The sequence below is a fragment of the Pseudomonas sp. S5D5 genome (assembly GCF_003013355.1).
Classification (GTDB): Bacteria; Pseudomonadota; Gammaproteobacteria; order Pseudomonadales; family Pseudomonadaceae; genus Aquipseudomonas; species Aquipseudomonas aylmerensis.
The window spans coordinates 6,421,932-6,443,412 of sequence record NZ_PTEO01000001.1 but is presented as its reverse complement, the minus strand read 5'-3'; the positions used below and the strand labels follow the sequence as shown (position 1 = coordinate 6,443,412).

At 61.9% G+C, this 21,481-nt stretch carries 22 protein-coding genes and 1 pseudogene; 5 read left to right on the top strand and 18 right to left on the bottom strand.

Annotated features, from left to right (window positions below; genetic code table 11):
- Positions 1 to 147: 147 nt before the first annotated feature.
- Both C9990_RS29440 and C9990_RS29435 read left to right on the top strand, forming a co-directional pair.
- Positions 148 to 1,107, top strand: a complete 960-nt coding sequence (locus tag C9990_RS29440; protein ID WP_065899870.1) for an amino acid ABC transporter permease — start codon at positions 148 to 150, stop codon at positions 1,105 to 1,107.
- On the top strand, positions 1,100 to 1,834 hold the full coding sequence (locus C9990_RS29435) for an amino acid ABC transporter ATP-binding protein (protein ID WP_058423697.1): 735 nt from the start codon (positions 1,100 to 1,102) through the stop codon (positions 1,832 to 1,834). Before C9990_RS29440 ends, C9990_RS29435 begins: the two co-directional genes overlap by 8 nt.
- A gap of 13 nt (positions 1,835 to 1,847) precedes the next feature.
- Here the strand turns inward: C9990_RS29435 and C9990_RS29430 are convergent, their stop codons facing one another.
- The 12 genes and pseudogenes from C9990_RS29430 to ubiE form a co-directional block, all read right to left on the bottom strand.
- On the bottom strand, positions 1,848 to 3,755 hold the full coding sequence (locus C9990_RS29430; RefSeq protein WP_177410360.1) for a methyl-accepting chemotaxis protein: 1,908 nt from the start codon (positions 3,753 to 3,755) through the stop codon (positions 1,848 to 1,850).
- A gap of 165 nt (positions 3,756 to 3,920) precedes the next feature.
- Positions 3,921 to 4,625, bottom strand: coding sequence for a methyl-accepting chemotaxis protein (locus tag C9990_RS33220; protein WP_371920716.1), 705 nt, complete (start codon positions 4,623 to 4,625; stop codon positions 3,921 to 3,923).
- A gap of 201 nt (positions 4,626 to 4,826) precedes the next feature.
- Positions 4,827 to 5,837 (bottom strand): annotated as a pseudogene (locus tag C9990_RS33215) (methyl-accepting chemotaxis protein); the annotation flags it as partial.
- A 294-nt stretch (positions 5,838 to 6,131) separates the two neighbouring features.
- Positions 6,132 to 6,839, bottom strand: coding sequence for a 16S rRNA (uracil(1498)-N(3))-methyltransferase (locus C9990_RS29420; protein WP_106805384.1), 708 nt, complete (start codon positions 6,837 to 6,839; stop codon positions 6,132 to 6,134).
- Positions 6,836 to 7,627 carry a twin-arginine translocase subunit TatC gene (tatC, locus tag C9990_RS29415; protein ID WP_065899881.1) on the bottom strand — a complete coding sequence of 264 codons (792 nt, stop codon included), beginning with the start codon at positions 7,625 to 7,627 and terminating at the stop codon, positions 6,836 to 6,838. The genes C9990_RS29420 and tatC overlap by 4 nt, the downstream gene beginning before the upstream one ends.
- Complete coding sequence (tatB, locus tag C9990_RS29410; protein WP_106805383.1) at positions 7,624 to 8,055, bottom strand: Sec-independent protein translocase protein TatB; 432 nt, start codon at positions 8,053 to 8,055, stop codon at positions 7,624 to 7,626. The genes tatC and tatB overlap by 4 nt, the downstream gene beginning before the upstream one ends.
- Before the next feature lie 10 nt (positions 8,056 to 8,065).
- Positions 8,066 to 8,344 (bottom strand): twin-arginine translocase TatA/TatE family subunit, encoded by a 279-nt coding sequence (locus C9990_RS29405; RefSeq protein ID WP_012721795.1) that lies wholly within the window; start codon positions 8,342 to 8,344, stop codon positions 8,066 to 8,068.
- A 25-nt stretch (positions 8,345 to 8,369) separates the two neighbouring features.
- Positions 8,370 to 8,702 (bottom strand): phosphoribosyl-ATP diphosphatase, encoded by a 333-nt coding sequence (locus C9990_RS29400; protein WP_065899885.1) that lies wholly within the window; start codon positions 8,700 to 8,702, stop codon positions 8,370 to 8,372.
- Positions 8,703 to 8,704: 2 nt separating this feature from the next.
- Positions 8,705 to 9,097 carry a phosphoribosyl-AMP cyclohydrolase gene (hisI, locus tag C9990_RS29395; protein WP_065899886.1) on the bottom strand — a complete coding sequence of 131 codons (393 nt, stop codon included), beginning with the start codon at positions 9,095 to 9,097 and terminating at the stop codon, positions 8,705 to 8,707.
- A 41-nt stretch (positions 9,098 to 9,138) separates the two neighbouring features.
- The gene (gene ubiB, locus C9990_RS29390; RefSeq protein WP_065899888.1) at positions 9,139 to 10,743 is read right to left on the bottom strand and encodes a ubiquinone biosynthesis regulatory protein kinase UbiB; all 1,605 of its coding nucleotides are present in this window, start codon (positions 10,741 to 10,743) and stop codon (positions 9,139 to 9,141) included.
- Positions 10,740 to 11,363, bottom strand: a complete 624-nt coding sequence (locus C9990_RS29385) for an SCP2 domain-containing protein (protein ID WP_065899889.1) — start codon at positions 11,361 to 11,363, stop codon at positions 10,740 to 10,742. The genes ubiB and C9990_RS29385 overlap by 4 nt, the downstream gene beginning before the upstream one ends.
- The gene (gene ubiE, locus C9990_RS29380; RefSeq protein WP_003171186.1) at positions 11,363 to 12,133 is read right to left on the bottom strand and encodes a bifunctional demethylmenaquinone methyltransferase/2-methoxy-6-polyprenyl-1,4-benzoquinol methylase UbiE; all 771 of its coding nucleotides are present in this window, start codon (positions 12,131 to 12,133) and stop codon (positions 11,363 to 11,365) included. Before ubiE ends, C9990_RS29385 begins: the two co-directional genes overlap by 1 nt.
- 144 nt (positions 12,134 to 12,277) lie before the next feature.
- Between ubiE and C9990_RS29375 the strand changes: the two genes are divergently transcribed.
- From C9990_RS29375 to C9990_RS29365, 3 genes are all read left to right on the top strand, one after another.
- The gene (locus tag C9990_RS29375) at positions 12,278 to 12,553 is read left to right on the top strand and encodes a polyhydroxyalkanoic acid system family protein (protein ID WP_065899890.1); all 276 of its coding nucleotides are present in this window, start codon (positions 12,278 to 12,280) and stop codon (positions 12,551 to 12,553) included.
- Positions 12,554 to 12,658: 105 nt separating this feature from the next.
- Complete coding sequence (locus C9990_RS29370) at positions 12,659 to 13,081, top strand: phasin family protein (protein ID WP_106805382.1); 423 nt, start codon at positions 12,659 to 12,661, stop codon at positions 13,079 to 13,081.
- Between the two features lie 12 nt (positions 13,082 to 13,093).
- Positions 13,094 to 14,119 (top strand): phasin family protein, encoded by a 1,026-nt coding sequence (locus C9990_RS29365; RefSeq protein ID WP_106805381.1) that lies wholly within the window; start codon positions 13,094 to 13,096, stop codon positions 14,117 to 14,119.
- Positions 14,120 to 14,176: 57 nt separating this feature from the next.
- Here C9990_RS29365 and C9990_RS29360 read toward each other — a convergent pair whose 3' ends face one another.
- The 6 genes from C9990_RS29360 to hslU form a co-directional block, all read right to left on the bottom strand.
- Positions 14,177 to 14,797 (bottom strand): TetR/AcrR family transcriptional regulator, encoded by a 621-nt coding sequence (locus C9990_RS29360; RefSeq protein ID WP_065899893.1) that lies wholly within the window; start codon positions 14,795 to 14,797, stop codon positions 14,177 to 14,179.
- Between the two features lie 27 nt (positions 14,798 to 14,824).
- Complete coding sequence (phaC, locus tag C9990_RS29355) at positions 14,825 to 16,507, bottom strand: class II poly(R)-hydroxyalkanoic acid synthase (protein ID WP_065899895.1); 1,683 nt, start codon at positions 16,505 to 16,507, stop codon at positions 14,825 to 14,827.
- A gap of 88 nt (positions 16,508 to 16,595) precedes the next feature.
- Positions 16,596 to 17,441 (bottom strand): poly(3-hydroxyalkanoate) depolymerase, encoded by an 846-nt coding sequence (phaZ, locus tag C9990_RS29350; RefSeq protein WP_065899897.1) that lies wholly within the window; start codon positions 17,439 to 17,441, stop codon positions 16,596 to 16,598.
- 174 nt (positions 17,442 to 17,615) lie between these two features.
- Positions 17,616 to 19,295 carry a class II poly(R)-hydroxyalkanoic acid synthase gene (phaC, locus tag C9990_RS29345; protein ID WP_106805380.1) on the bottom strand — a complete coding sequence of 560 codons (1,680 nt, stop codon included), beginning with the start codon at positions 19,293 to 19,295 and terminating at the stop codon, positions 17,616 to 17,618.
- Positions 19,296 to 19,544: 249 nt separating this feature from the next.
- The gene (locus C9990_RS29340; protein ID WP_106805379.1) at positions 19,545 to 19,922 is read right to left on the bottom strand and encodes a gamma-butyrobetaine hydroxylase-like domain-containing protein; all 378 of its coding nucleotides are present in this window, start codon (positions 19,920 to 19,922) and stop codon (positions 19,545 to 19,547) included.
- 184 nt (positions 19,923 to 20,106) lie between these two features.
- Entirely contained in the window at positions 20,107 to 21,444 is a 1,338-nt protein-coding gene (gene hslU, locus C9990_RS29335) for an ATP-dependent protease ATPase subunit HslU (RefSeq protein WP_106805378.1), read from the bottom strand.
- Positions 21,445 to 21,481: the final 37 nt, after the last annotated feature.

The following is a 21,481-nucleotide window of genomic DNA, read 5'->3' as shown; positions in this document are numbered from 1 at the left end:
GTTCGGCTGAATACCGAGTCGCGTCCTTCGCGAGCAAGCCCGCTCCCACATTTTTGACCGCATTCTCAAGTTGGAACTCGGTCAAGTGTGGGAGCGGGCTTGCTCGCGAAAGCGGCCTGACAGGCGACATCAATCCCGGAACCTGAAATGAAACAGAAAAAAGCCCAATGGCCCTGGCACCTGCTGACCGTGGTCGTGCTGGTCGGCCTGGCCGGCGCCTTGTACTACGCGACGTCGTTGATGTCCTACGAATGGCGCTGGAACCGCGTACCGCAGTACTTCGCCTATCAGGCCGAAACGTCGCAGCGTGCCGCCGATATCTCCACCGTGGTCGAGTTGGTGCGCAAAGGCGATGTAGCCGAAGTGACCCTGCGCAACGATGCCGGCGTGGAGCAGAAGCTCAGCGTGGCCGACAACAGCCTGCAAGTGGCGCGCGGTGACGATGTGGCCGAGGGCGATGTGGTCGGTGTGACCCGGCATTGGGCGTTGGGGCCGCTGATGTGGGGCTTGTGGACCACGTTGTGGCTGTCGGTGGTGTCCGGCATTCTCGGTTTGGCGATTGGTTTGGCGACCGGGTTGTGCCGTCTGTCCACTAATCCGACCTTGCGCGATCTATCGACGATCTACGTCGAACTGGTGCGCGGTACGCCGCTGTTGGTGCAGATCTTCATTTTCTATTTCTTTATCGGCACGGTACTCAACCTGTCCCGCGAGTTTGCCGGGATCGCCGCACTGTCGCTGTTCACCGGTGCCTATGTGGCCGAGATTGTGCGCGCCGGCGTGCAGTCCATCACCCGTGGCCAGAACGAAGCCGCGCGCTCCCTGGGCCTGAGTGCCAGCCAGTCGATGCGCCACGTGGTGCTGCCGCAGGCATTCAAGCGCGTGCTGCCGCCGCTGGCCGGGCAATTTATCAGCCTGGTGAAAGACACTTCGCTGGTGTCGGTGATCGCGATTACCGAGCTGCTCAAGAGTGGCCGCGAGGTGATCACCACCTCGTTCTCGCCGTTTGAAATCCTGTTCTGCGTGGCAGGCCTGTACCTGCTGATCAACCTGCCGCTGTCGAAAATGGCCAGCCGGCTTGAGCGGAGGCTCGCGCAAAGTGATTGAAGTCCGCGATCTGGTAAAAGTCTTCGACACCCGTGGCCATGTGGTGCGCGCGGTGGATAACGTCACCACTCAAGTCGCCAAGGGCGAAGTGCTGGTGGTCATTGGCCCGTCGGGCTCCGGCAAGTCGACGTTCCTGCGCTGCCTCAACGGCCTGGAGGAATTCGATTCGGGTTCGGTGAGCATCGACGGCCTGCAACTGGCTGACCCGAAGACCGACGTGAACGCCTATCGCCGTGAAGTCGGCATGGTGTTCCAGCATTTCAACCTGTTCCCGCACATGACCGTGCTGGAAAACCTGTGCCTGGCGCAAAAAGTCGTGCGCAAGCGCGGCAAGCAGGAGCGTGAGGCCAAGGCCCTGGCGCTGCTGGAAAAGGTCGGTATTGCGCAGAAAGCCAACGAGTTCCCGTCGCGACTCTCCGGCGGCCAGCAACAGCGCGTGGCGATTGCCCGGGCGCTGGCGATGGAACCCAAGGTGATGCTGTTCGACGAACCGACCTCGGCGCTTGACCCGGAAATGGTCGGCGAAGTGCTGGACGTCATGAAGACCCTGGCCCTGGAAGGCATGACCATGGTCTGCGTGACCCACGAAATGGGCTTTGCCCGCGAAGTGGCGGACCGGGTGCTGTTCTTCGATCACGGTAAATTGCTCGAAGACGCGGCCCCGGCCGAGTTCTTCGACGCGCCGAAAGACCCACGGGCCCAGGCATTCTTGCGTCAGGTCCTGTAACGCGCGGGGGCGCTCAGACTTTGAACCGCCCCACACACTGTTGCAGATCCGTTCCCAGCCGCGCCAGCTCGAGACTCGCCGCCGCCGTCTGCTCACTGGCGGTGGCGGTCTGTTCCGAGGCGTCGCGGACTTTCAAGACGCTGCGATTGATCTCCTCGGCGACTGCACTTTGCTCTTCGGCGGCTGCGGCGATCTGCGGGTTCATCTCCTGAATGACCGCCACGGTGCGGGCGATCTCGGTCAGGGCATCCCCGGCGTTGCGCGTCAGGGTGACGCTGTTGTCGGTCAGGGTGCGGCTGTAGTCCATGATGTCGGCCACTTGTTGCGTGCCGCTGTGCAAGCCCCCGATCAGCCCCTCGATTTCCTCGGCAGACTGTTGGGTCCGTTGCGCCAGGCTGCGGACCTCATCGGCAACCACCGCAAAGCCGCGGCCAGCTTCGCCAGCGCGTGCGGCTTCTATCGCGGCGTTGAGCGCCAGCAGGTTGGTCTGCTGTGACACGGACTTGATCACCTCCAGCACGCTGCCGATCTTCTGACTCTCGTGTTGCAGCGCCAGCATGGCCTGGCTCGAGCGCGCCATCTCATGGGCCAGGTGTTCAATCTGCGCGACGGCATCCGTCACCACCTGATCGCCCAATTCCGCTTGTTGATTGGCTTCGGCTGCGGCGATGGAAGCCTGCTCGGCGTGGCGCGCCACCTCCTGGGCAGTGGCCAGCATCTGGTTCATGGCTGTCGCGACCTGCTCGGTTTCATCGCGCTGATGACTGACCCCGGCACGGGTTTGCACGGTGATGGCCGCCAGCTCCTCGGCTGCACTGGCGATTTGCCGGGCGTTATCGCTGATATTGCCAATCAGCCCGCGCAGGTTCAGGGTCATTTGCGCCATGCTGCGTTGCAACTGGCCCAGTTCGTCCCGGCGCCTGGTCTGTATGTCGTGGCACAGGTCGCCCTCGGCAATGCGATGGGCGACGTCCAGTGCCTTGCGCAGCGGCTTGACGATTTGCCCGGCAATCACCCAGGCGGCCAGGACACCGAGGAGCAACGCCGCAGCGGTAACCCCCAGCATCTGGGTGCGGGCTTGCTCGGCCTCACTGTCGCGCCTGTGGGTCTGGTCCTGGCTCAATAGGTCGCTCTGCGCGAGCAGTTGATCCAGCTGTTGCTCCAGTTGGGTTTGCGTATTTTCCGTGGTCAGTTGGGTGTCCTTGAGACGCGTGAGGTAAGTGCGGGTGCCGAGCACGGTATTTTTCAGCAGGTTGCCGTCCACCGGCAGTTTCGCCACGGCCGCCTGGGCGGTTTCCAGGCTGCGCTCTGCGTCAGCGATCGCCTGCGCGTAGGCCTCCAGCGAACTGGCGGCCCACGCGGGGCTTTGCGCGCGATCTTCGGCCTGCTCGATGGCCTGGCGCAGGTCTTCGATGGCATCCAGGGCTTTTGCGTCCTCCTGGTCAGGCAGGTCGCTGGCCAGTTGTGCCAGGACGTCGCCGGTTCGCGACGAGCTTTGTTTCAGCTGTTCACGGGCGCCCTCGCGCTTTTCAACCAGCAGGGGCACGTCCTTGAGTGTGGTTTTGAACGACGCTGAAATGCGCGTCATTTCCTGCAGGTGTTCGATAGGTTTGGGTATTTTCAGTCGGCCGGAAAGCTCCACCAGCAGATCGTCGACTTTGCCCATGCTGACACTCAATTTATTCAGGCTGTTGGTATCGTCGAGGGTGCGATAAACAATTCTGTCGGCGCGCAGTTCCTCGCCAGTCACCGCCAGTTGCGCAAGTATCGTCAGCGTTTGTGATCGATAGAGCGAGGCGGCCAGGGCCTGCCAGCCGGTGACGGCAATCACCAGGCTCAGGGCCAGGACCAGCGAGAATCCCAGGACCAGCTTGAGGGTGACGCTGGCGTCACCCAACAGGTGCGTCATTCGAGCAAACATGATGACCCCTCCGACAAGAGAACAACGGGCGTTCTTGAGGTGCGCAAGCACATTGAACTGACTGAACGCTAGTTCTCGGGGGGCGAAGGCGGGGCTGATAAGTGCGTAGGAAATTTCACAGGGTATGCGCGGCGACCCAGGACAGGTCGCCACGTGGGGTGGGCGTCAGACGCGGAAGCGGCTGACCAGCGCTTGCAGGTGCGTGCCCAGGCGCGCCAGTTCGGTGCTCGACGCAGCGGTTTCTTCGCTGGCCGCAGCGGTCTGTTCCGAGATGTCGCGCACATTGAGCACGCTGCGGTTGATCTCTTCGGCCACGGCGCTTTGCTGCTCGGCGGCGGTGGCGATCTGCGAGTTCATCGCCTGGATGGTCGACACCGTGCGGGTGATGCTGCCCAGGGCGCTGCCGGCACGGCGGGTCAGCTCGACACTGCTGTCGGTGAGGCCACGGCTGTTGTCCATGATGTTCGCTACCTGCTGGGTGCCGCTTTGCAGGCCGACAATCAGCTCCTCGATCTCCTCGGTGGACTTCTGGGTGCGCTGGGCCAGGCTGCGCACTTCATCGGCCACTACCGCAAAGCCGCGGCCGGCTTCACCAGCCCGCGCGGCCTCGATCGCCGCGTTGAGGGCCAGCAGGTTGGTTTGCTGGGCCACGGACTTGATCACATCAAGCACGCTGCCGATCTTGTCGCTTTCACGCTGCAGATGGCCCATGGCCTCGGTGGAGTTACCGACCTCGGTGGCCAGGCGTTCGATCTGGGCGATGGCTTCGCCGACGACCTTGTCGCCTTCACGGGCTTGCTGGTCGGCGGCTACAGCGGCCTCAGAAGCTTCCTCGGCGTTGCGCGCCACTTCCTGCACCGTGGCAGCCATTTCATTCATGGCGGTGGCCACTTGGTCGGTCTCGACTTTCTGGCTGTTGACGCCGGCGCTGGTCTGTTCCGTCACGGCCGACAACTGCTCGGCGGCGCTGGCGATCTGGGTGACGCCGTCGCTGATGCCGCCGATCAGTTCGCGCAGGCCTACGCTCATGCTTTGCATGGCGCGTTGCAGCTGGCCCAGCTCGTCCTTGCGCAGGGAAGTGAGGTTGTGGCTCAGGTCGCCGGAGGCTACGCGCTCGGCGACTTTGAGGGTCTGGTTCAGCGGAATGACGATCTGGCGCGTGATGGCCCAGGCCGCGACGACGCCGAAGATCAGCGCCAGTGCGGTGGCCAGCAGCAACAACTGTTTGGCTTGCGCTGCGTCGGTATCGCGCACCACTGTCTGGGAAGCCGTGAGTTTTTCGCTATGACCCAGCAGCACATCGCCCTGGGTGTTCATGATTGCCAGGGCCGCAGCACTGGCGACCTGGGAGTCGCGGTACTGGCTGACGGCCGCGCGGTAGGCTTGCAGCGAAACGCTGGCCTCTTGCAGGTTGGCCTGGAACTCGGCCGGCAGTTGGCCTTCGAGTTCGGTGATTTTCTTCAGGGCGTTGTCGATGGCATCCAGCGCCGGCTGTTCGGCCTCGACTTTTCCGCTGTAGGTGTAGCCGCGCACCTGGAAGCGTGATTGCTGGATCAGCTTGCTCAGGTCGACCACACGATTGAACTGGGTGACGCTGTCCCCTTGCAGCAGGGTTTTTTCGACTTCGTTGATCTTGGCGACGGCGTTGTCGGCGGTGTCGCCGAGTTTGCTGCGAGCGCCTTCACGCTTTAGACCGGCCTGGACCATCGCGCCGAAGGCTTTTTTGTATTGGTTCAAGGCGTCCAGTTGTTGCTCGACCAGGGCCTTGTCGTCGGGTTGCTCGATCAGGGACTCGGCAGTTTTCAGGCCGTTTTCCAGCTGTGTGATCAGGTCATTGACCGCGCCGGTGCCCTGTTCGCCACGGCGGGTTTCGAAGTCCAGGCGCGCCAGGCGCAGGTCTTTGGTCAGCCCGGTGAGGCTGGAGATGAAGCCCAGCTTGTCACCACGGCTGATCACCTCGCCCAGCCCGGTCCAGCCGGTGAACGTGATCAACAGGGTCAGGATCAACACCAGGCCAAAACCTATGCCCAGCTTGCGGTTGACGCTCACATTCCCCAGCTTTTCGGCTAACCAACGATACATGCTGCGATCTCCCCTGGAACAAGGCTTGGACTTATCCAGGGGTTATCGGCAGAGCGGGAAGATTCTGTAGGAGGAAGGGGGGTGGCGAGCGGGCTTGTCCCGCGTTGGACTGTGCAGCAGGCCCAATCCAGCAGAATGCGGTGGGTCAGGTGTTCATGAGTGGTGGGTTTGGGGCCGCTTCGCAGCCCAACGCGGGGCAAGCCCGCTCGCCACAAAAAAGCAGATTAGCCACAAAATCTTACTGCCTTAGTCGGCTCGCCCCCTGAAACACCTTCATCCGCAACAAGTGGGGGATCAGAACAAGCGGGCGAGCAGGGCGGTGACGGCGGTTTCGACCCGCAGGATGCGCGCGCCCAGCTGGACTGGCTGCATTCCGGCCTTGCTCAGCAGGTCCACTTCATAGGGGATCCAGCCACCTTCCGGGCCAATGGCCAGGGTCACCGGCGTATCCAGCCCGCGCGGGCACGCCGGGTAATCGCCCGGATGGCCGATCAGGCCCAGGGTGCCCTCGGTCATGGCCGGCAGGCGGTCTTCGACGAAGGGTTTGAAGCGCTTCTCGATGATGATCTCCGGCAACACTGTATCGCGCGCCTGTTCAAGGCCGAGGATCAGTTGCTCGCGGATCGCCTCGGATTCCAGGAACGGGGTTTGCCAGAAACTCTTTTCGACCCGATAGCTGTTGACCAGCACCACCTTGGGCACGCCCATGGCCGCTACGGTCTGCAGCACCCGACGCAGCATCTTCGGGCGCGGCAGGGCCAGCAGCAGGGTAAGCGGCAGTTTGGGCGGGGGCGGCAGGTCGAAGCTCACTTGCAGCTCGGCTTCGTGTGCTTCAAGGCGTTGCAGTTGCGCATTGCCCATCAGCCCGCCAATGCGGCCGACACGCAAGTTGTCGCCGACCGCCGCGCGGTGGACGTCCTGCATGTGCACCAGGCGCCGATCACGCAAGATGACGCGGTCGGCCGCGATGAAGTCGGCCTCTTCGAGCAGCAGCAGGTTCACGGCTGGGTCGCTGGCGGCTGGTCGTCGTCGGCGGGTTGGTCATCCGGATGTTCGCCGCGCTTGCTGATCAAGGCGCTGAACAGGATGCCGATCTCGAACAGCATCCACATCGGCACGGCGAGCAGGGTCTGGGAGAAAATGTCCGGCGGCGTGAGGATCATGCCGACCACGAAGCAGCCGATGATCACGTACGGGCGGATTTTCTTCAGGTACTTCACGTCGACCACGCCGATCCACACCAGCAGCACCACCGCCACCGGGATTTCGAAGGCCACGCCGAAGGCGAAGAACAGCGTCATCACGAAGTCGAGGTAGCTGGTGATGTCGGTCATCATCTCCACCCCGGCCGGGGTGGCGGCAGCGAAGAACTTGAAGATCAGCGGGAACACCAGGAAGTAGGCGAACGCCATGCCGGTGTAGAACAGCAGGATGCTCGACACCAGCAGCGGCACGGCGATGCGTTTCTCATGCTTGTACAGCCCCGGCGCGATAAAGCCCCAGATCTGGTGCAGGATCACCGGGATTGCCAGGAACAGCGAGACCATCATGGTCAGCTTCAGCGGCGTGAGGAACGGCGACGATACGTCGGTGGCGATCATCGTCGCGCCGGCCGGCAGGTACTGGCGCAAGGGCGTGGAGACGAAGGTGTAGATCTGCTGGGTGAAGGCGAACAGCCCGGCAAAGATGATGAAGATGGCCGCTACGCAACGCAGCAGGCGGGTACGCAACTCGGTGAGGTGCGAGACCAGCGGCATGTGCTGGTCGTTTTCCGGTTTATCAGCGCTCATGGGGCTCGCGGCGGCAATGTAGGGTCATGGGGAGCGGGCGACGCAACGGGCGTCGGCGCTGGCTCTGTCGGGGCGGGAACGCTCGGTGCCGGGGTCGGTTCCACCACGGGTGCAGGCTCGGCCGCGGCGGGCGGCGCGATACTGTGTTCCACCACAGGCTCCGCCGGTTTGGCGGGTTCCTGCACCGGAGACAGGATTTTGCGCGCTTCCTGCTCCAACGACAGGATATGTTCGTTGTGCAGCTGGCGCCGGATCTCGTCAGCGCCGATTTCCCGTTCAACTTCCTGTTTGATGGCGTTGAAACTGCGTTTCAGGCGCCCGATCCATAGGCCGGCCGTGCGTGCGGCACCGGGCAGGCGTTCCGGCCCGAGTACCAGCAAGGCAACCAGGCCGACGAGGAGCAGTTCAGAGAAGCTGATACCAAACATTAGTCAGTGCTCACGAGTCTTTGCGGGTCGGCTCTTCGACTTTTTCAGCCTGCACGTCGAAGGTACGACGCTCGGTGATCGGCTGGGTGGCCTGTGGGTGCACAGGCTGGGCCGGAGGCACCGGGTTGACGACCGGGTCGGCCGGCTTCTCATCGTCGTTCATGGCTTTGCGAAAGCCCTTGATCGACTCGCCCACGTCGGTGCCGAGGTTTTTCAGTTTCTTGGTGCCGAACACCAGTACCACCACCACCAGAATGACGATCCAGTGTTTCCAGTCAAAAATGCCCATGCTGCAATTCCTCTGTAAAAGTTATTCAGGCGGACGGGCGCGAGGCCTTTTCGGCATGCCCGGACAAGCCGAAGCGACGGTCCAGTTCATCCAGCACTGCCTGTGGATGCTGCCCCAGTTGGGCGAGCATGACCAGGCTGTGGAACCACAAGTCGGCGGTTTCGTAGATCACATCGCTGCAGTCGCCGCTGACCTGGGCGTCCTTGGCGGCGATGATGGTCTCGATGGATTCTTCGCCGAGTTTCTCCAGAATCTTGTTCAAGCCCTTGTGGTACAGGCTGGCGACATAGGAGCTGTCGGCATCCGCGCCTTTGCGGTCTTCCAGCACCTGGGCCACACGGTTCAGGGTATCGCTCATGTTCAGTGTCCTGCGGAGTAGATGGCGTGCGGGTCTTTGAGCACCGGCTCGACAACCTTCCATTCGCCGTTCTCGAACACGCGATAGAAGCAGCTGTGACGGCCGGTGTGGCAGGCGATGTCGCCGATCTGCTCGACCATCAGGATCACCACGTCGGCGTCGCAGTCGATGCGCATCTCGTGCAGGGTCTGCACATGCCCGGACTCTTCGCCCTTGCGCCACAGTTTGCCACGTGAGCGTGACCAGTAGATGGCACGCTGCTCAGCGGCAGTCAGGCTCAGCGCCTCGCGGTTCATCCAGGCCATCATCAGGACGCGCCCGGTCTTGTAGTCCTGGGCAATGGCCGGCACCAGGCCGTCACTGTCCCACTTGATCTCGTCCAGCCAGTCTTTCATGTTCGGCTCCGGCAATTTGCGACAGTGTATAACCGGATTGGCTATCGACGCACGATCAGATAAACACCCACGGCGACCATGATGCCGGCCGGCCAGTGGCCCAATTGGTTCAGCGGCCCGCCGATGGCCAGCATCACGCCACCCACCAGGTGCGCCGCGCCGAGCAGGCGCAGGAACCAGTCGTCCTTGCGCTTCTGCCATGGTGGCGCCGGGTCCTTGGCATGGGGCTGGGACATGCGCTCCAGCAGGTCGCGGGTCATGTTGGCCAGGTGCGGCAGCTGTTCCATCTGGCTGTGCAGGTTGCCCAGCAAGGTTTTCGGGCTGACGCGCTCGCGCATCCAGCGTTCGAGGAACGGCTGCGCGGTGTTCCACAAGTCGAGGTCAGGGTAGAGCTGGCGGCCCAGGCCTTCGATGTTCAGCAAGGTCTTCTGCAGCAGCACCAGTTGCGGCTGCACTTCCATATTGAAGCGGCGCGCGGTCTGGAACAGGCGCATCAGCACCTGGCCGAAGGAAATATCTTTTAATGGTTTTTCGAAGATCGGCTCGCACACGGTGCGGATCGCTGCTTCGAATTCATTCAGCTTGGTTTCTGCCGGCACCCAGCCTGAGTCGATGTGCAACTGCGCCACACGGCGGTAGTCACGCTTGAAGAATGCGAACAGGTTGCGCGCCAGGTAGTCCTGGTCTTCCGGGGTCAGGCTGCCGACGATGCCGCAGTCGATCGCAATGTATTGCGGGCTCCACGGGTTGACGGTGCTGACGAAGATGTTGCCCGGGTGCATGTCGGCGTGGAAGAAGCTGTCGCGGAACACCTGGGTGAAGAAGATCTCCACGCCGCGCTCGGCGAGCATCTTCATGTCGGTACGCTGGTCGGCGAGGGTGGCGAGGTCAGTGACCTGCACGCCGTAGATGCGCTCCATCACCAGCACTTTCGGGCGGCACCAGTCCCAATACACTTGTGGCACATAGAGCAACGGCGAGCCTTCGAAGTTGCGCTTGAGCTGGCTGGCGTTGGCCGCCTCGCGCAACAGGTCTAGCTCGTCGTAGATGGTTTTTTCGTAGTCGGCGACCACGTCCACCGGGTGCAGCAGGCGTGCATCCGCCGAGAAACGCTCGGCGGCGCGGGCGAGGATGAACAGCCACGCCAGGTCCTGGCCGATGATCGGCTTAAGGCCCGGACGAATCACCTTCACCACCACTTCTTCGCCGGTCTTGAGCTGCGCCGCGTGCACCTGCGCCACCGAGGCCGAAGCCAGGGGCTCGACGTCGAAGCGGCTGAACACCTCGCTGATCTTCTTGCCCAGCTGGTCTTCGATGAGCTTCATCGACTGCTGGGAATCAAACGGCGGTACGCGGTCCTGCAACAGCATCAGTTCGTCGGCGATGTCTTCCGGCAGCAGGTCGCGGCGGGTCGACAGAATCTGCCCGAACTTGATGAAGATCGGCCCCAGGTCCTGCAGCGCCAGGCGCAGGCGCGCGCCACGGCTCAGCTCCAGCTGTTTGCGCGGGAACCAGCGCCACGGCAGCACATAGCGCACCGCGAGCAGGAACCAGGGCAGGGGCAGGGCGAACAGCAGGTCATCGAGGCGGTAGCGGATTACGACGCGCTGGATACGAAACAAACGGCGGACGGCGAGCAGCTTCATGCGTTATCGCTTGGATCAAGGGAACGGCTCAGGCGCTCGAAGCGGGCCTCGAGGCGTTCCAGGTCGATTTTGGCCTTGTCGAGTTCACGAAAGCGCGCTTGCGCTTCCCGTTCTCCGACCAGGGTGCGCGATTCTTCGCTCAGGTATTCGGCGAGGTTCTGATTGAGGCTGGCGAACCCCTGCTGGTACCAGCGCGAGCGGCTGCGCAGGTGTCCGCTGATCAGTTGGGTGGCCACGGGGCCGATCCAGCGGGACAGCTCGTATTCCCAATCCAGCTCCAGGTCCTGCAGCACGGCGGCCAGGTCCATCAGCACCGCGCTGTCGCCTTCCAGCTCCACTTCGGGGCTGTGCAGGATGGCGGTCTTGTTGCGACTGAGCGCCAGGTGCAACAGGCTCGAGGCCGGCGCACGCAGGGTGCAGTCGGCCTCGGCGGCCCATTGGGTCGCGAGCAGCAGGCCTTCATCGCTGGGCAGGATAAACAGCTGCAAGGCGGGGCTGCGGCAGTCGACGGCAATCACCTTGCCGTTCAAGTGCGCCAGCCGCGCCAGGGCGGTGCTGTCCAGGCGCAGCACACGGTTGAGGCCGTGCTCTACGCTGGCGAGGAGGCCCGCGAACAACATCAGGGCTTGATGCCGCGGTGCAGGGCGACGATGCCCGAGGTCATGTTGTGGTAGGTCACGCGGTCGAAACCGGCCTCTACCATCATCGACTTCAGGGTTTCCTGGTCGGGGTGCATGCGGATCGATTCGGCCAGGTAGCGGTAGCTCTCGGCGTCATTGGTGATCAGCTTGCCCATCAGCGGCATGAAGGCGAACGAGTAGGTGTCGTAGACCTTGGACATCAGCGCATTGGTCGGCTTGGAGAACTCCAGGACCAGCAGGCGGCCGCCCGGCTTGAGGACGCGCAGCATCGAGCGGATTGCGTCTTCCTTGTGGGTCACGTTGCGCAGGCCGAAGGCGATGGTCACGCAGTCGAAATGGTTGTCGGGGAACGGCAGTTTTTCCGCGTCGGCCTGGACGAATTCGATATTGCCGGCCACGCCCTTGTCGAGCAGGCGGTCACGGCCGACCTTGAGCATCGAACCGTTGATGTCCGCCAGGACCACCTGGCCGGTCGGGCCAACCAGCTTGGAGAACTTGGCTGCCAGGTCGCCCGTGCCGCCGGCGATATCCAGCACGCGGTTGCCGGTGCGAACACCCGACAGCTCGATGGTGAAGCGTTTCCACAGGCGGTGCATGCCGCCGGAGAGCACGTCGTTCATCAGGTCGTACTTGGCCGCTACGGAGTGAAACACCTCAGCGACTTTTTCCGCTTTCTGGCTTTCCGGGACGTTCTTGAAGCCGAAGTGAGTGGTGGGTTCGGCATCGCTGCCTTTGCGCTGATCAGTCATATCGCTGTCACCAAAAGAGAATGCGGGACATGATAATCCCCAAGGCCTGCTTTGTCTTGGCAAGGCTGCAGGTAAGATGGGCGGTCACCGAGACCTTTTGCCGCATCGAAGGTATTCAAATCCCTATAAAGAGGAGTCATTGCAATGGCCCGTATAACCGTTGAACGTGCACATTCCCTGGGTAAAGAAGGCGCACGGGCAAAGGCCGACAAGTTGGCGCACAAACTCCAGGAGCAATATGGCCTGGAGCCGTCGTGGTCCGGCGATACCTTGAACCTCAAGCGTTCGGGGGTTAAAGGCACGGTAGTCGTCGCTGATGATTCACTGCGTATTGATGTGGAACTGGGGCTGTTGATGTCGGCCATGAGTGGCACGATCAAATCCGAAATCGAGAAAGCCTTGGATAAAGCCTTGGCCTGATCCGCGTGTACTTAGGGTGCCGATTCTAATTTTCCAGCCTACTTTGTGCCCAAGCCCTCAACTCCTGTGGGCCGTTCCTCCCCCCTTTTTCGCGTGAGGTGCACCATGGCCAAAGTTATTCTGAAGAAAAAAATCGACGCCCAGACCACTGCCCTGAGTGACGTTAAAACCTATGCCCGCAAGATTTGGCTGGCGGGTCTTGGTGCCTACGCCAAGGTCGGAAGCGAGGGCAGCGACTACTTCAAAGAGCTGGTTAAGACTGGTCAACATGTTGAAAGTAAAGGCAAAAAAGTTGCAGTTGAACAACTTGATGCTGCCAACAGTCAGATTGATCAAGTAAAGAGTAATGTCTCCGTGGTCAAAGGTCTGGTAGAAGTTCAGCTGGATAAAGTTGAAAAAGCTTTTGATACTCGTGTCGCCAGTGCCTTGAATCGAATCGGCATTGCGTCTAAACATGACGTGGAGACACTCTCTGCTAAGCTCGAAGAGCTGACGGCATTGCTCGAACGTGTCGCGCGTAAACACTAAGGAGACATCGGGATGGCTGTTAAAAAGACTACTCAGAAAGAAGGCAGCTCGTGGGTCGGGAAAGTTGAAGAATATTCCCGCAAGATCTGGCTGGCTGGTTTAGGCGTTTACTCGAAGATCGACAGTGACGGCAGTAAACTCTTCGAGACTTTGGTCAAGGACGGCGAAAAGGCCGAGAAGTTGACCAAGAGCACAGTCGGTAAACAAGTTAATGCCGCCAAGGCGACTGCCGGTTCGCGCATCAGTGATGCGAAGAAACAGGTACTGGGTACTTGGAGCGAGCTTGAAGGGGCACTGGATACTCGCCTCAACAAAGCCATCTCGCGACTGGGCGTGCCTAGCCGTACTGAAGTGAAGGCCTTGCACACCAAGGTCGATACCCTGACCAAGCAAATCGAAAAACTCACGGGCGCCAAAGTGGCTCCGGTTAAAACCGCTGCGGCGAAACCGGCTGCCAAGCCCGCGGCCAAAACCGCTGCTGCCAAACCGGCCGCCAAAACCGCTGCCAAGCCTCTGGTGAAAGCTGCCGCCAAGCCCGCTGCCAAACCTGCGGCCAAGGCCCCTGCAAAAGCCGCGGCGAAACCCGCCGCCAAGCCTGCAGCCAAGACCGCCGCGGCCAAACCGGCCGCCAAGCCTGCGGCTAAACCTGTAGCGGCTAAAGCTGCAGCCAAGCCAGCGGCCAAACCGGCTGCCAAGCCTGCCGCCAAAGCAGCAGCAAAACCGGCCGCCAAGCCGGCCGCGAAAACCGCAGCAGCCAAACCTGCCGCCAAGCCAGCTGCCAAGCCTGCTGCCGCGAAACCGGCTGCCAAGCCCGCTGCTGCCAAACCGGCCGCCGCCAAGCCTGCGGCAAAACCCGCCGCCGCGAAGAAGCCCGCTGCAGCGAAAAAACCCGCAGCGGCCAAACCCGCCGTAGCGGCCAAGCCTGCCACCGCGCCAACGCCAACCGCGTCCTCAGCCAACTCGGTTTCCGCACCGACGCCCGCTGCTGTCACCCCGACTGCAACGCCGGTAACCCCGACGCCATCCAGTCAGTCCTGATTTCTACAGGACACAAAAAACGCTCGGCCTACAGAGGTCGGGCGTTTTTTTTCATTTTTAATCGGTGTGATCCAGGTATTTGAGGGCCAATCGCTCGGTCGCCTGGCGTGCCGGCAACATCAAGTGCGGCGCCACCAGCATCATGATCTGGTACACCACCACCCGCACTTCGCCGTCGCGGTCGAGAATGCGCTGGTAGTCCAGGGAGAACAGCAGGGTCAGGGTGATCTGCTCCACCAGTTGCCCCAGTGCCTGGGTATCGCTGACCAGTTGCCCCGCCGTCTTCAACCGCGCCAGCAATGACGCCAGGGTGCGCTTGAGTGCAGTCAACAGGCCACGAATCCCCTTGGCCAGCTTCGGCAGGCGGCCGGCCAGGTTCGACAGGTCCTGGAACAAAAAACGGTAGTGCGCCATGCGCTCGACGATCAGGTGCAGGAACAGCCAGTAATCCTGCGCCTCCAGTTGCGCATCTGCCGGTGGGTCGAGCAGCGGCGCCAGCTCGTTCTGGAAGCGCTCGAACAGCCCGAGCACCAGCGGCTCCTTGCCATGGAAGTGGTAGTAGAGGTTGCCGGGGCTGATCCCCATTTCATTGGCCACCTCCATGGTCGACACGTTCGGTTCGCCCTTCTGGTTGAACAACTGCAGGGCACATTCAAGGATACGGTCGCGGGTCTTCATCCAGTCTTCTTAATGTGATCGTTGAGCTCAGCGCACCCGCACGTAAGTGCCTGGCGCCGCTTCCATCGGTGGATAGTTCTGGTTGCCCAGGGCGGTGAGGGTTTCGCGCTGTACGCCGGAGCGTTGCTGGATCCAGGTCAGCCACTGTGGCCACCAACTGCCTTCGACGTGATCGGCGTCGTAGTACCAGGCGCGCGGGTCGCTGCTCAGCTTGGGGTTTTCGACGTAGTTGGCCTTGGGGTTGCCCGGCGGGTTGAGGATGCTCTGGATATGCCCGCTGTTGGACAGCACGAAGCGCCGCTCGCCGCCCAGCAGTTGGGTGGAGCGGTACACCGCGTCCCACGGCGTGATGTGGTCGTTGATCCCGGCGACGCTGAAGCTGTCCACCGTGACCTTCTGTAAGTCGATGGGCGTGCCACACACTTCCAGGCCGCCCGGATGGCTCAACGGGTTGTGCTTGAAGAAGTCCAGCAGGTCGCCATGCAGTGCGGCGGGCAGGCGCGTGTTGTCATTGTTCCAGTACAGGATGTCGAACGCCGGTGGCTCCTTGCCCAGCAGGTAATTGTTGATCCAGTAATTCCAGATCAGGTCATTGGGGCGCATCCAGGCGAACACGCGCGCCATGTCGCGGCCGTCGAGCACGCCTTGCTGGTAGGAACGGCGCTTGGCCGCCTCCAGGGTTTGCTCGTCGACAAACAGCGTGGCGGGGCTGTCGATCTGGCTGTCCAGCAGGCTCACCAGGTAACTGGCACTGGAGATGCGCCGCAGCTGGCGCTTGGCTTGCAGATGGCCTTGCAGGGCCGCGATGGTCAGGCCGCCGGCGCAGGCGCCCATCAGGTTGACTTCACGGGCACCGGTGATCGCCCGGCACACGTTGAGCGCTTCTTCCAGCGCGGCCACATAGGTGGACAGGCCCCATTCGCGATGGCGTACGTCCGGGTTGCGCCAACTGACGATGAACGTCTGCAGGCCGTTCTTCAGCGCGTACTGCACAAAGCTGTTGGCCGGGCTCAGGTCGAAAATGTAGTACTTGTTGATTTGCGGCGGCACGATCAGCAGCGGCTTGGCGTACTGCTTTTCGCTCATGGGCTTGTACTGGATCAGCTCCAGCAGCTCGTTGCGAAACACTACCGAGCCCGGCGTGGTGGCCACGGTCTTGCCGACCTCGAAGGCTTGCTTGCTCACCTGGCGTGGCAGGCCGTGGTTGTGCAGCAGGTCGTCGAACAGGTTGCTCACGCCGCGCACCACGCTGTTGCCGCCGGAGTTGAGCAGCTCCTTGATGGCCAGCGGGTTGAGCAAGGTGTTGGACGGCGAGACGGCGTCGTTGATCAGGGCGAAGGCGAAATGCGCACGGGCGCGGTCATCGGCGCTCAAGGTGCTGTCATCGATCCAGTGGCGGGTCTGTTTCTGCCAGCTCAGATAGGCTTGCAGGCTGCGCCGGTAGAAGGGGTTGAGGGCCCAGGTCGGGTCGACAAAGCGGCTGTCGCGGGGATTGGGCTCGTGCACCGTTTCCCCCAGCAGTACGCGGCCCAGTTGACCGCCCAGCGCGAGCGCGTGACGGGCGGTATGCACCGGGTTGCGCAAGCCATGGGCGGCGACGCTGCGCAGAGTCGACAGCAAATCCCGGCCGCGCAGGCCGGTGATCGCATTTTGCGCGTTGATGAACGCAGCGGGGGTGGGCGCCGGGTTCGTCACGGGTCTTTCTCGCATGAGCCAACACTCCTTCGTCAAGCCATCAACAGGCACGCCAATTCAGAACCATAGCCGGTTCTCGGCAAGTTGCGCGGCGGCGCAGTCCTTACACCGCCGGTCGCGGGTGAATCACCGCCCGCAGACGCTCCTCCTCGAGAAACTTCATGATGATCGGAGCCACGGCTTCCGCGCGGGTGATCAGGAACAGATGGCCGTCATCGATGATGTGCAACTGCGCGTTGGGAATGCGCCAGGCCAGCATGCGCATGTTGACCAGCGGGATCAGCGGGTCGTCGTCCCCGGCCAGCACCAGGGTCGGCTGACGGATCTTGTGCAGCCAATGAATGCTGGTCCAGCCAAGCCCCGCGAACAGCTGCCAGTAGTAGCCGAGCTTGCCGGCCGAGCGCACTTTGCTGGCGTGTTCGGCGGCCAGTTTCGAGTCGCGGCGGAACGAGCCGCCATAGATCATCGGCGCAATGCGCACCACATGAGAGGGCTGGATATAGCGCCGTGGGCTCGCCATCAGCCACAGCACCTTGGGTTTGCCCGGCACCATAAAGGCGCCGGCGGCGGTGGCGGCCAGGATCAGCTTCTTGCAGCGCTCCGGGTAGTCATAGGCAAATTGCTGCGCCAGCGCGCCGCCCCAGGACACGCCCACCGCGTTGACCTGGCCGTAATCCAGGTAATCGAGCATGCGCGCCGTGAGCTTGGCCAAACCAGGAAACCGGTACGGCCGGCTGGGCGTCGAGGAACCGCCCACGCCGGGCACGTCGAAGGCGATCACTTCCAAGTCCGGGTCCAGGGCCTGGACGAACGGAAACACCAACTCAAGGTTGGCGCCGATGCCGTTGAAGATCAGCAACGGCGTCAAGTGCGGCTTGCCCGGGCGCACCGCCGTGCGGATGGTCTGGCCATCCAGGTCGATGGTGCGGAAGATGAACGGTTGCGGCATGGGCTTACCCTGCGAAGTGGCGCACTATTTCCCTGTCGGAATTCGGTCAGTGTGGGAGCGGGCTTGCTCGCGAAAGCGGTGTATCAGTCGAGTAAATAGTGACTGATCTAGCGCATTCGCGAGCAAGCCCGCTCCCACATTTGAGCGCATTCCAGCTACAAAACGGTGGTTCGTTTAGCGTTCGTGAACGTATGTCCCCGGCGCAGCCTCAGCTGCGGCGTAAGTTTTATTACCCAAAGTTGTCGGTGCCTTCTTCAGTTTCCCCGCCCGCTCCGCCTGCCAGGCCTGCCAATGCAGCCACCAGGAATCGGTGTGCTTGGTGGCATTTTCCTGCCATTCCAGCGCCTTGCCTGCCAAGCCATCGCTGGTCTGGTAGCGCGCCTTGGGGTTGCCTGGCGGGTTGAGGATGCTCTGGATGTGCCCGCTGCTGGACAACACAAACTCGACCTTGCCGCCAAACAGCTGCGCCGACTTGTAGCAGGACTGCCAGGGCGTGATGTGGTCGTTGGTACCGGCCAGTGAATAGATATCGGCGGTGACCTGCTTGAGGTCGATCGGCGTGCCGCACACTTCCAGTGCATTGGCGCGCACCAGTGGGTTGTTCTTGAACAGTTCGATCAGGTCGCCGTGGAAGGCCGCCGGCAAGCGCGTGGTGTCGTTGTTCCAGAACAGGATGTCGAACACCGGCGGCTCGTTGCCGAGCAGGTAGTTGTTCACCCAGTAATTCCAGATCAGGTCGTTGGGGCGCATCCAGGCGAATACCTTGGCCATGTCGCGGCCTTCCAGCACGCCGGCCTGGTAGGAGTGACGCTTGGCGGCTTCAAGGGTCTGCTCGTCGACGAATAGCGCCACCTGGGTGTCCAGCGTGGTGTCCAGCACACTCACCAGCAGGGTCAGGGCGTTGACCTTCTTCTCGCCCAGCGCCGCGTAGTGGCCCAGCAGCGCGGTGCAGGTGATGCCGCCGGAACAGGCGCCGAGCATGTTGATGTCTTTGCTGCCGGTGATCGCGGTGACCACATCGACGGCTTCTTTCAGTGCTTCGATATAGGTCGACAGACCCCACTCGCGCTGCGCCTTGGTCGGGTTGCGCCAGCTGACGATGAACGTCTGCTGACCATTGCGCAGGCAGAAGCGCGCCAGGCTTTTATCCGGGCTCAGGTCGAACACATAGAATTTGTTGATCTGCGGCGGTACCACCAGCAATGGGCGCTCGTGCACCTGCTCGGTGGTCGGCTTGTACTGGATCAGCTCCAGCACGTCGTTGCGAAACACCACGGCGCCTTCGGTGGTGCCCAGGGTCTTGCCGACTTCGAAGGCACCCATGTTGACCTGGCTCGGCATGCCGCCGTTGTGCACCATGTCCTTGGCCAGGTGGGACAGGCCATCGAGCAGGCTCTTGCCGCCGGTTTCAAAGAAGCGCTTGACCGCCGCCGGGTTGGCCGCGCTGTTGGTGGGGGCCATGGCTTCGGTCATCAGGTTGATCACGAAGTGGCCGCGGCTGATGTCCTGTTCCGACAGGTTGCTGTCGCCGATCCACTCGTGCAATTCCTTGCGCCACGCCAGGTAGGTCTGCAGGTAGCGTTTATAGAGCGGGTTCTGGGTCCAGGCCGGATCATTGAAGCGACGGTCGTCGCTCTCGGGCTGCAGCTGCGATTTGCCGAACATCACGTTCTTCAATTCGACGCCGAAGTGGGCCACATGCTTGACGCTGTGCAACGGTTGCTTGATGGCTTGGGTCAGCACCATCTTCGCCGAGGCGAGTAAATCCTTTTTTCGTAACGCGATGATCGGGTTGAGCCCCAAGGTGTTTTCCGAGGCCTGGCGTTTCAAGTCATCGTTATTCTTGTTACTCATCTACGACGCTCCATTGTCCGAAAGACGAGTACCGGGTACCGCTGCGCACCAGGTTTCGATACACAACACAAGCCAGGTACTGCGACTCGGGTGACCGTTGATACCGCATCGTCAAATGCAGGGAACTTGCCAGTTCCATTGGTTACCCGAGTTTAATTTTTTTCGCAAGCGGGCCAATCATTGGCCACGCGACAGGGCATTCAAGCAGATGAAATTAGAAAATGCCCTCTAAAGAGCAAGAAGCCTGGGCTAGAGCATCAGGCGCACGACCGATTCACTCGGATCGCGGGTTTTGCCGGCAGCCTTGAGCTCGGCGAGATAATCGGCCCACAGCGCGTCCTGACGCACGGCCAGTTGGTAGAGGTAGTCCCAGGTGAACAAACCGCTGTCATGCCCGTCGTCGAAGGTCAATTTCAGTGCGTATTGGCCGGCGGGTTCGATCTTGGTCAAGCGGACATTGAGTTTGCCGAATTGCAGGATGGGTTTGCCGTGGCCCTGGACCTCGGCAGACGGCGAGTGCACCCGCAGCAGTTCGGCGGGCAACTGGTAGACCTCGTCTGGCCCGTAGGTGAGGCCGAGGGTGTTGGAGGTTTTGTGCAGGTTGATGGCGGTAGGCAGTTTGGTCATTTGGGGAACCGCTCAGAGATGATCCTGAAGGAACCGGATCAATGTGGTAGCTGGGCTTGTGTGGGAGCTGGCTTGCCTGCGATAGCATCACCGCGGTGCTTCTGGCACTACGCGGCGACCCCATCGCGGGCAAGCCCGGCTCCCACAAAAGCCAGCGCTCACACAAGCTGGTCCGATGTAAGGCTTACAGGATATAACGAGACAGGTCTTCGTTCTGCGCCAATTCGCCCAAGTGGCTGTTGACGTAGTCCGCGTCGATCTTGATCGATTCGCCATTCTGCGCGCCCGCCATGTCACCCGCGCTGAAGGACACTTCCTCAAGCAGGCGCTCCAGCAGGGTGTGCAGGCGACGGGCACCGATGTTCTCGGTCTTCTCGTTGACCTGCCAGGCAATCTCCGCCAGGCGCTTGATGCCGTCCGGCAGGAACTCGATGCCCAGGCCTTCGGTTTTCAGCAGCTCACGGTACTGCTCGGTCAGCGACGCGTGCGGCTCGCTGAGGATGCGCTCGAAGTCGCCCGGGGTCAGCGCCTTGAGCTCGACGCGAATCGGCAGCCGGCCTTGCAGCTCGGGTACCAGGTCGCTGGGCTTGCTCAGGTGGAACGCACCGGAGGCGATAAACAGGATGTGGTCGGTCTTGACCATGCCCAGCTTGGTGTTCACGGTGCAACCTTCGATCAGCGGCAGCAGATCGCGCTGCACGCCTTCACGGGACACATCGACGCCGCCGGCGTTGCCGCGCTTGGCCACCTTGTCGATTTCATCGATAAACACGATGCCGTGCTGCTCGACCGCTTCCAGGGCCTTGGCCTTGAGCTCTTCCTCGTTCACCAGGCGCCCGGCTTCTTCGTCGCGCACCAGCTTCAGTGCTTCCTTCACCTTGAGCTTGCGGCTTTTCTTCTTGCCCTTGCCCATGTTGGCGAACAGGTTCTGCAACTGGCTGGTCATTTCTTCCATGCCAGGCGGTGCGGAGATGTCGACGCCGGAAACTTCGGCAACTTCGATCTCGATTTCCTTGTCGTCCAGCTGGCCTTCACGCAGGCGCTTGCGGAACAGCTGGCGGGTGTTGGAATCCGAGGCCGGTGCGGCGTCTTCGTTGAAGCCCATGCGCGCCGGTGGCAGCAGGGCGTCGAGGATGCGTTCTTCGGCGGCGTCTTCGGCGCGGTGGCTGACCTTGGTCATTTCCTGTTCGCGCAGCAGCTTCAGCGCGGCGTCGGCCAGGTCACGAATGATCGATTCGACGTCGCGGCCCACATAGCCCACTTCGGTGAACTTGGTGGCTTCGACCTTGATGAATGGCGCGTTGGCCAGCTTGGCCAGGCGCCGGGCGATCTCGGTCTTGCCCACGCCGGTCGGGCCGATCATCAGGATGTTCTTGGGGGTTACTTCAACGCGCAGTTCTTCGGGCAGTTGCATCCGGCGCCAGCGATTACGCAGCGCAATGGCAACGGCGCGCTTGGCATCGTCCTGGCCGATGATATGGCGATTGAGTTCATGGACGATTTCGCGGGGAGTCATGGACATAGTGTTTGGCGGCCTCAAGCAGGAATAAGCCTACGGC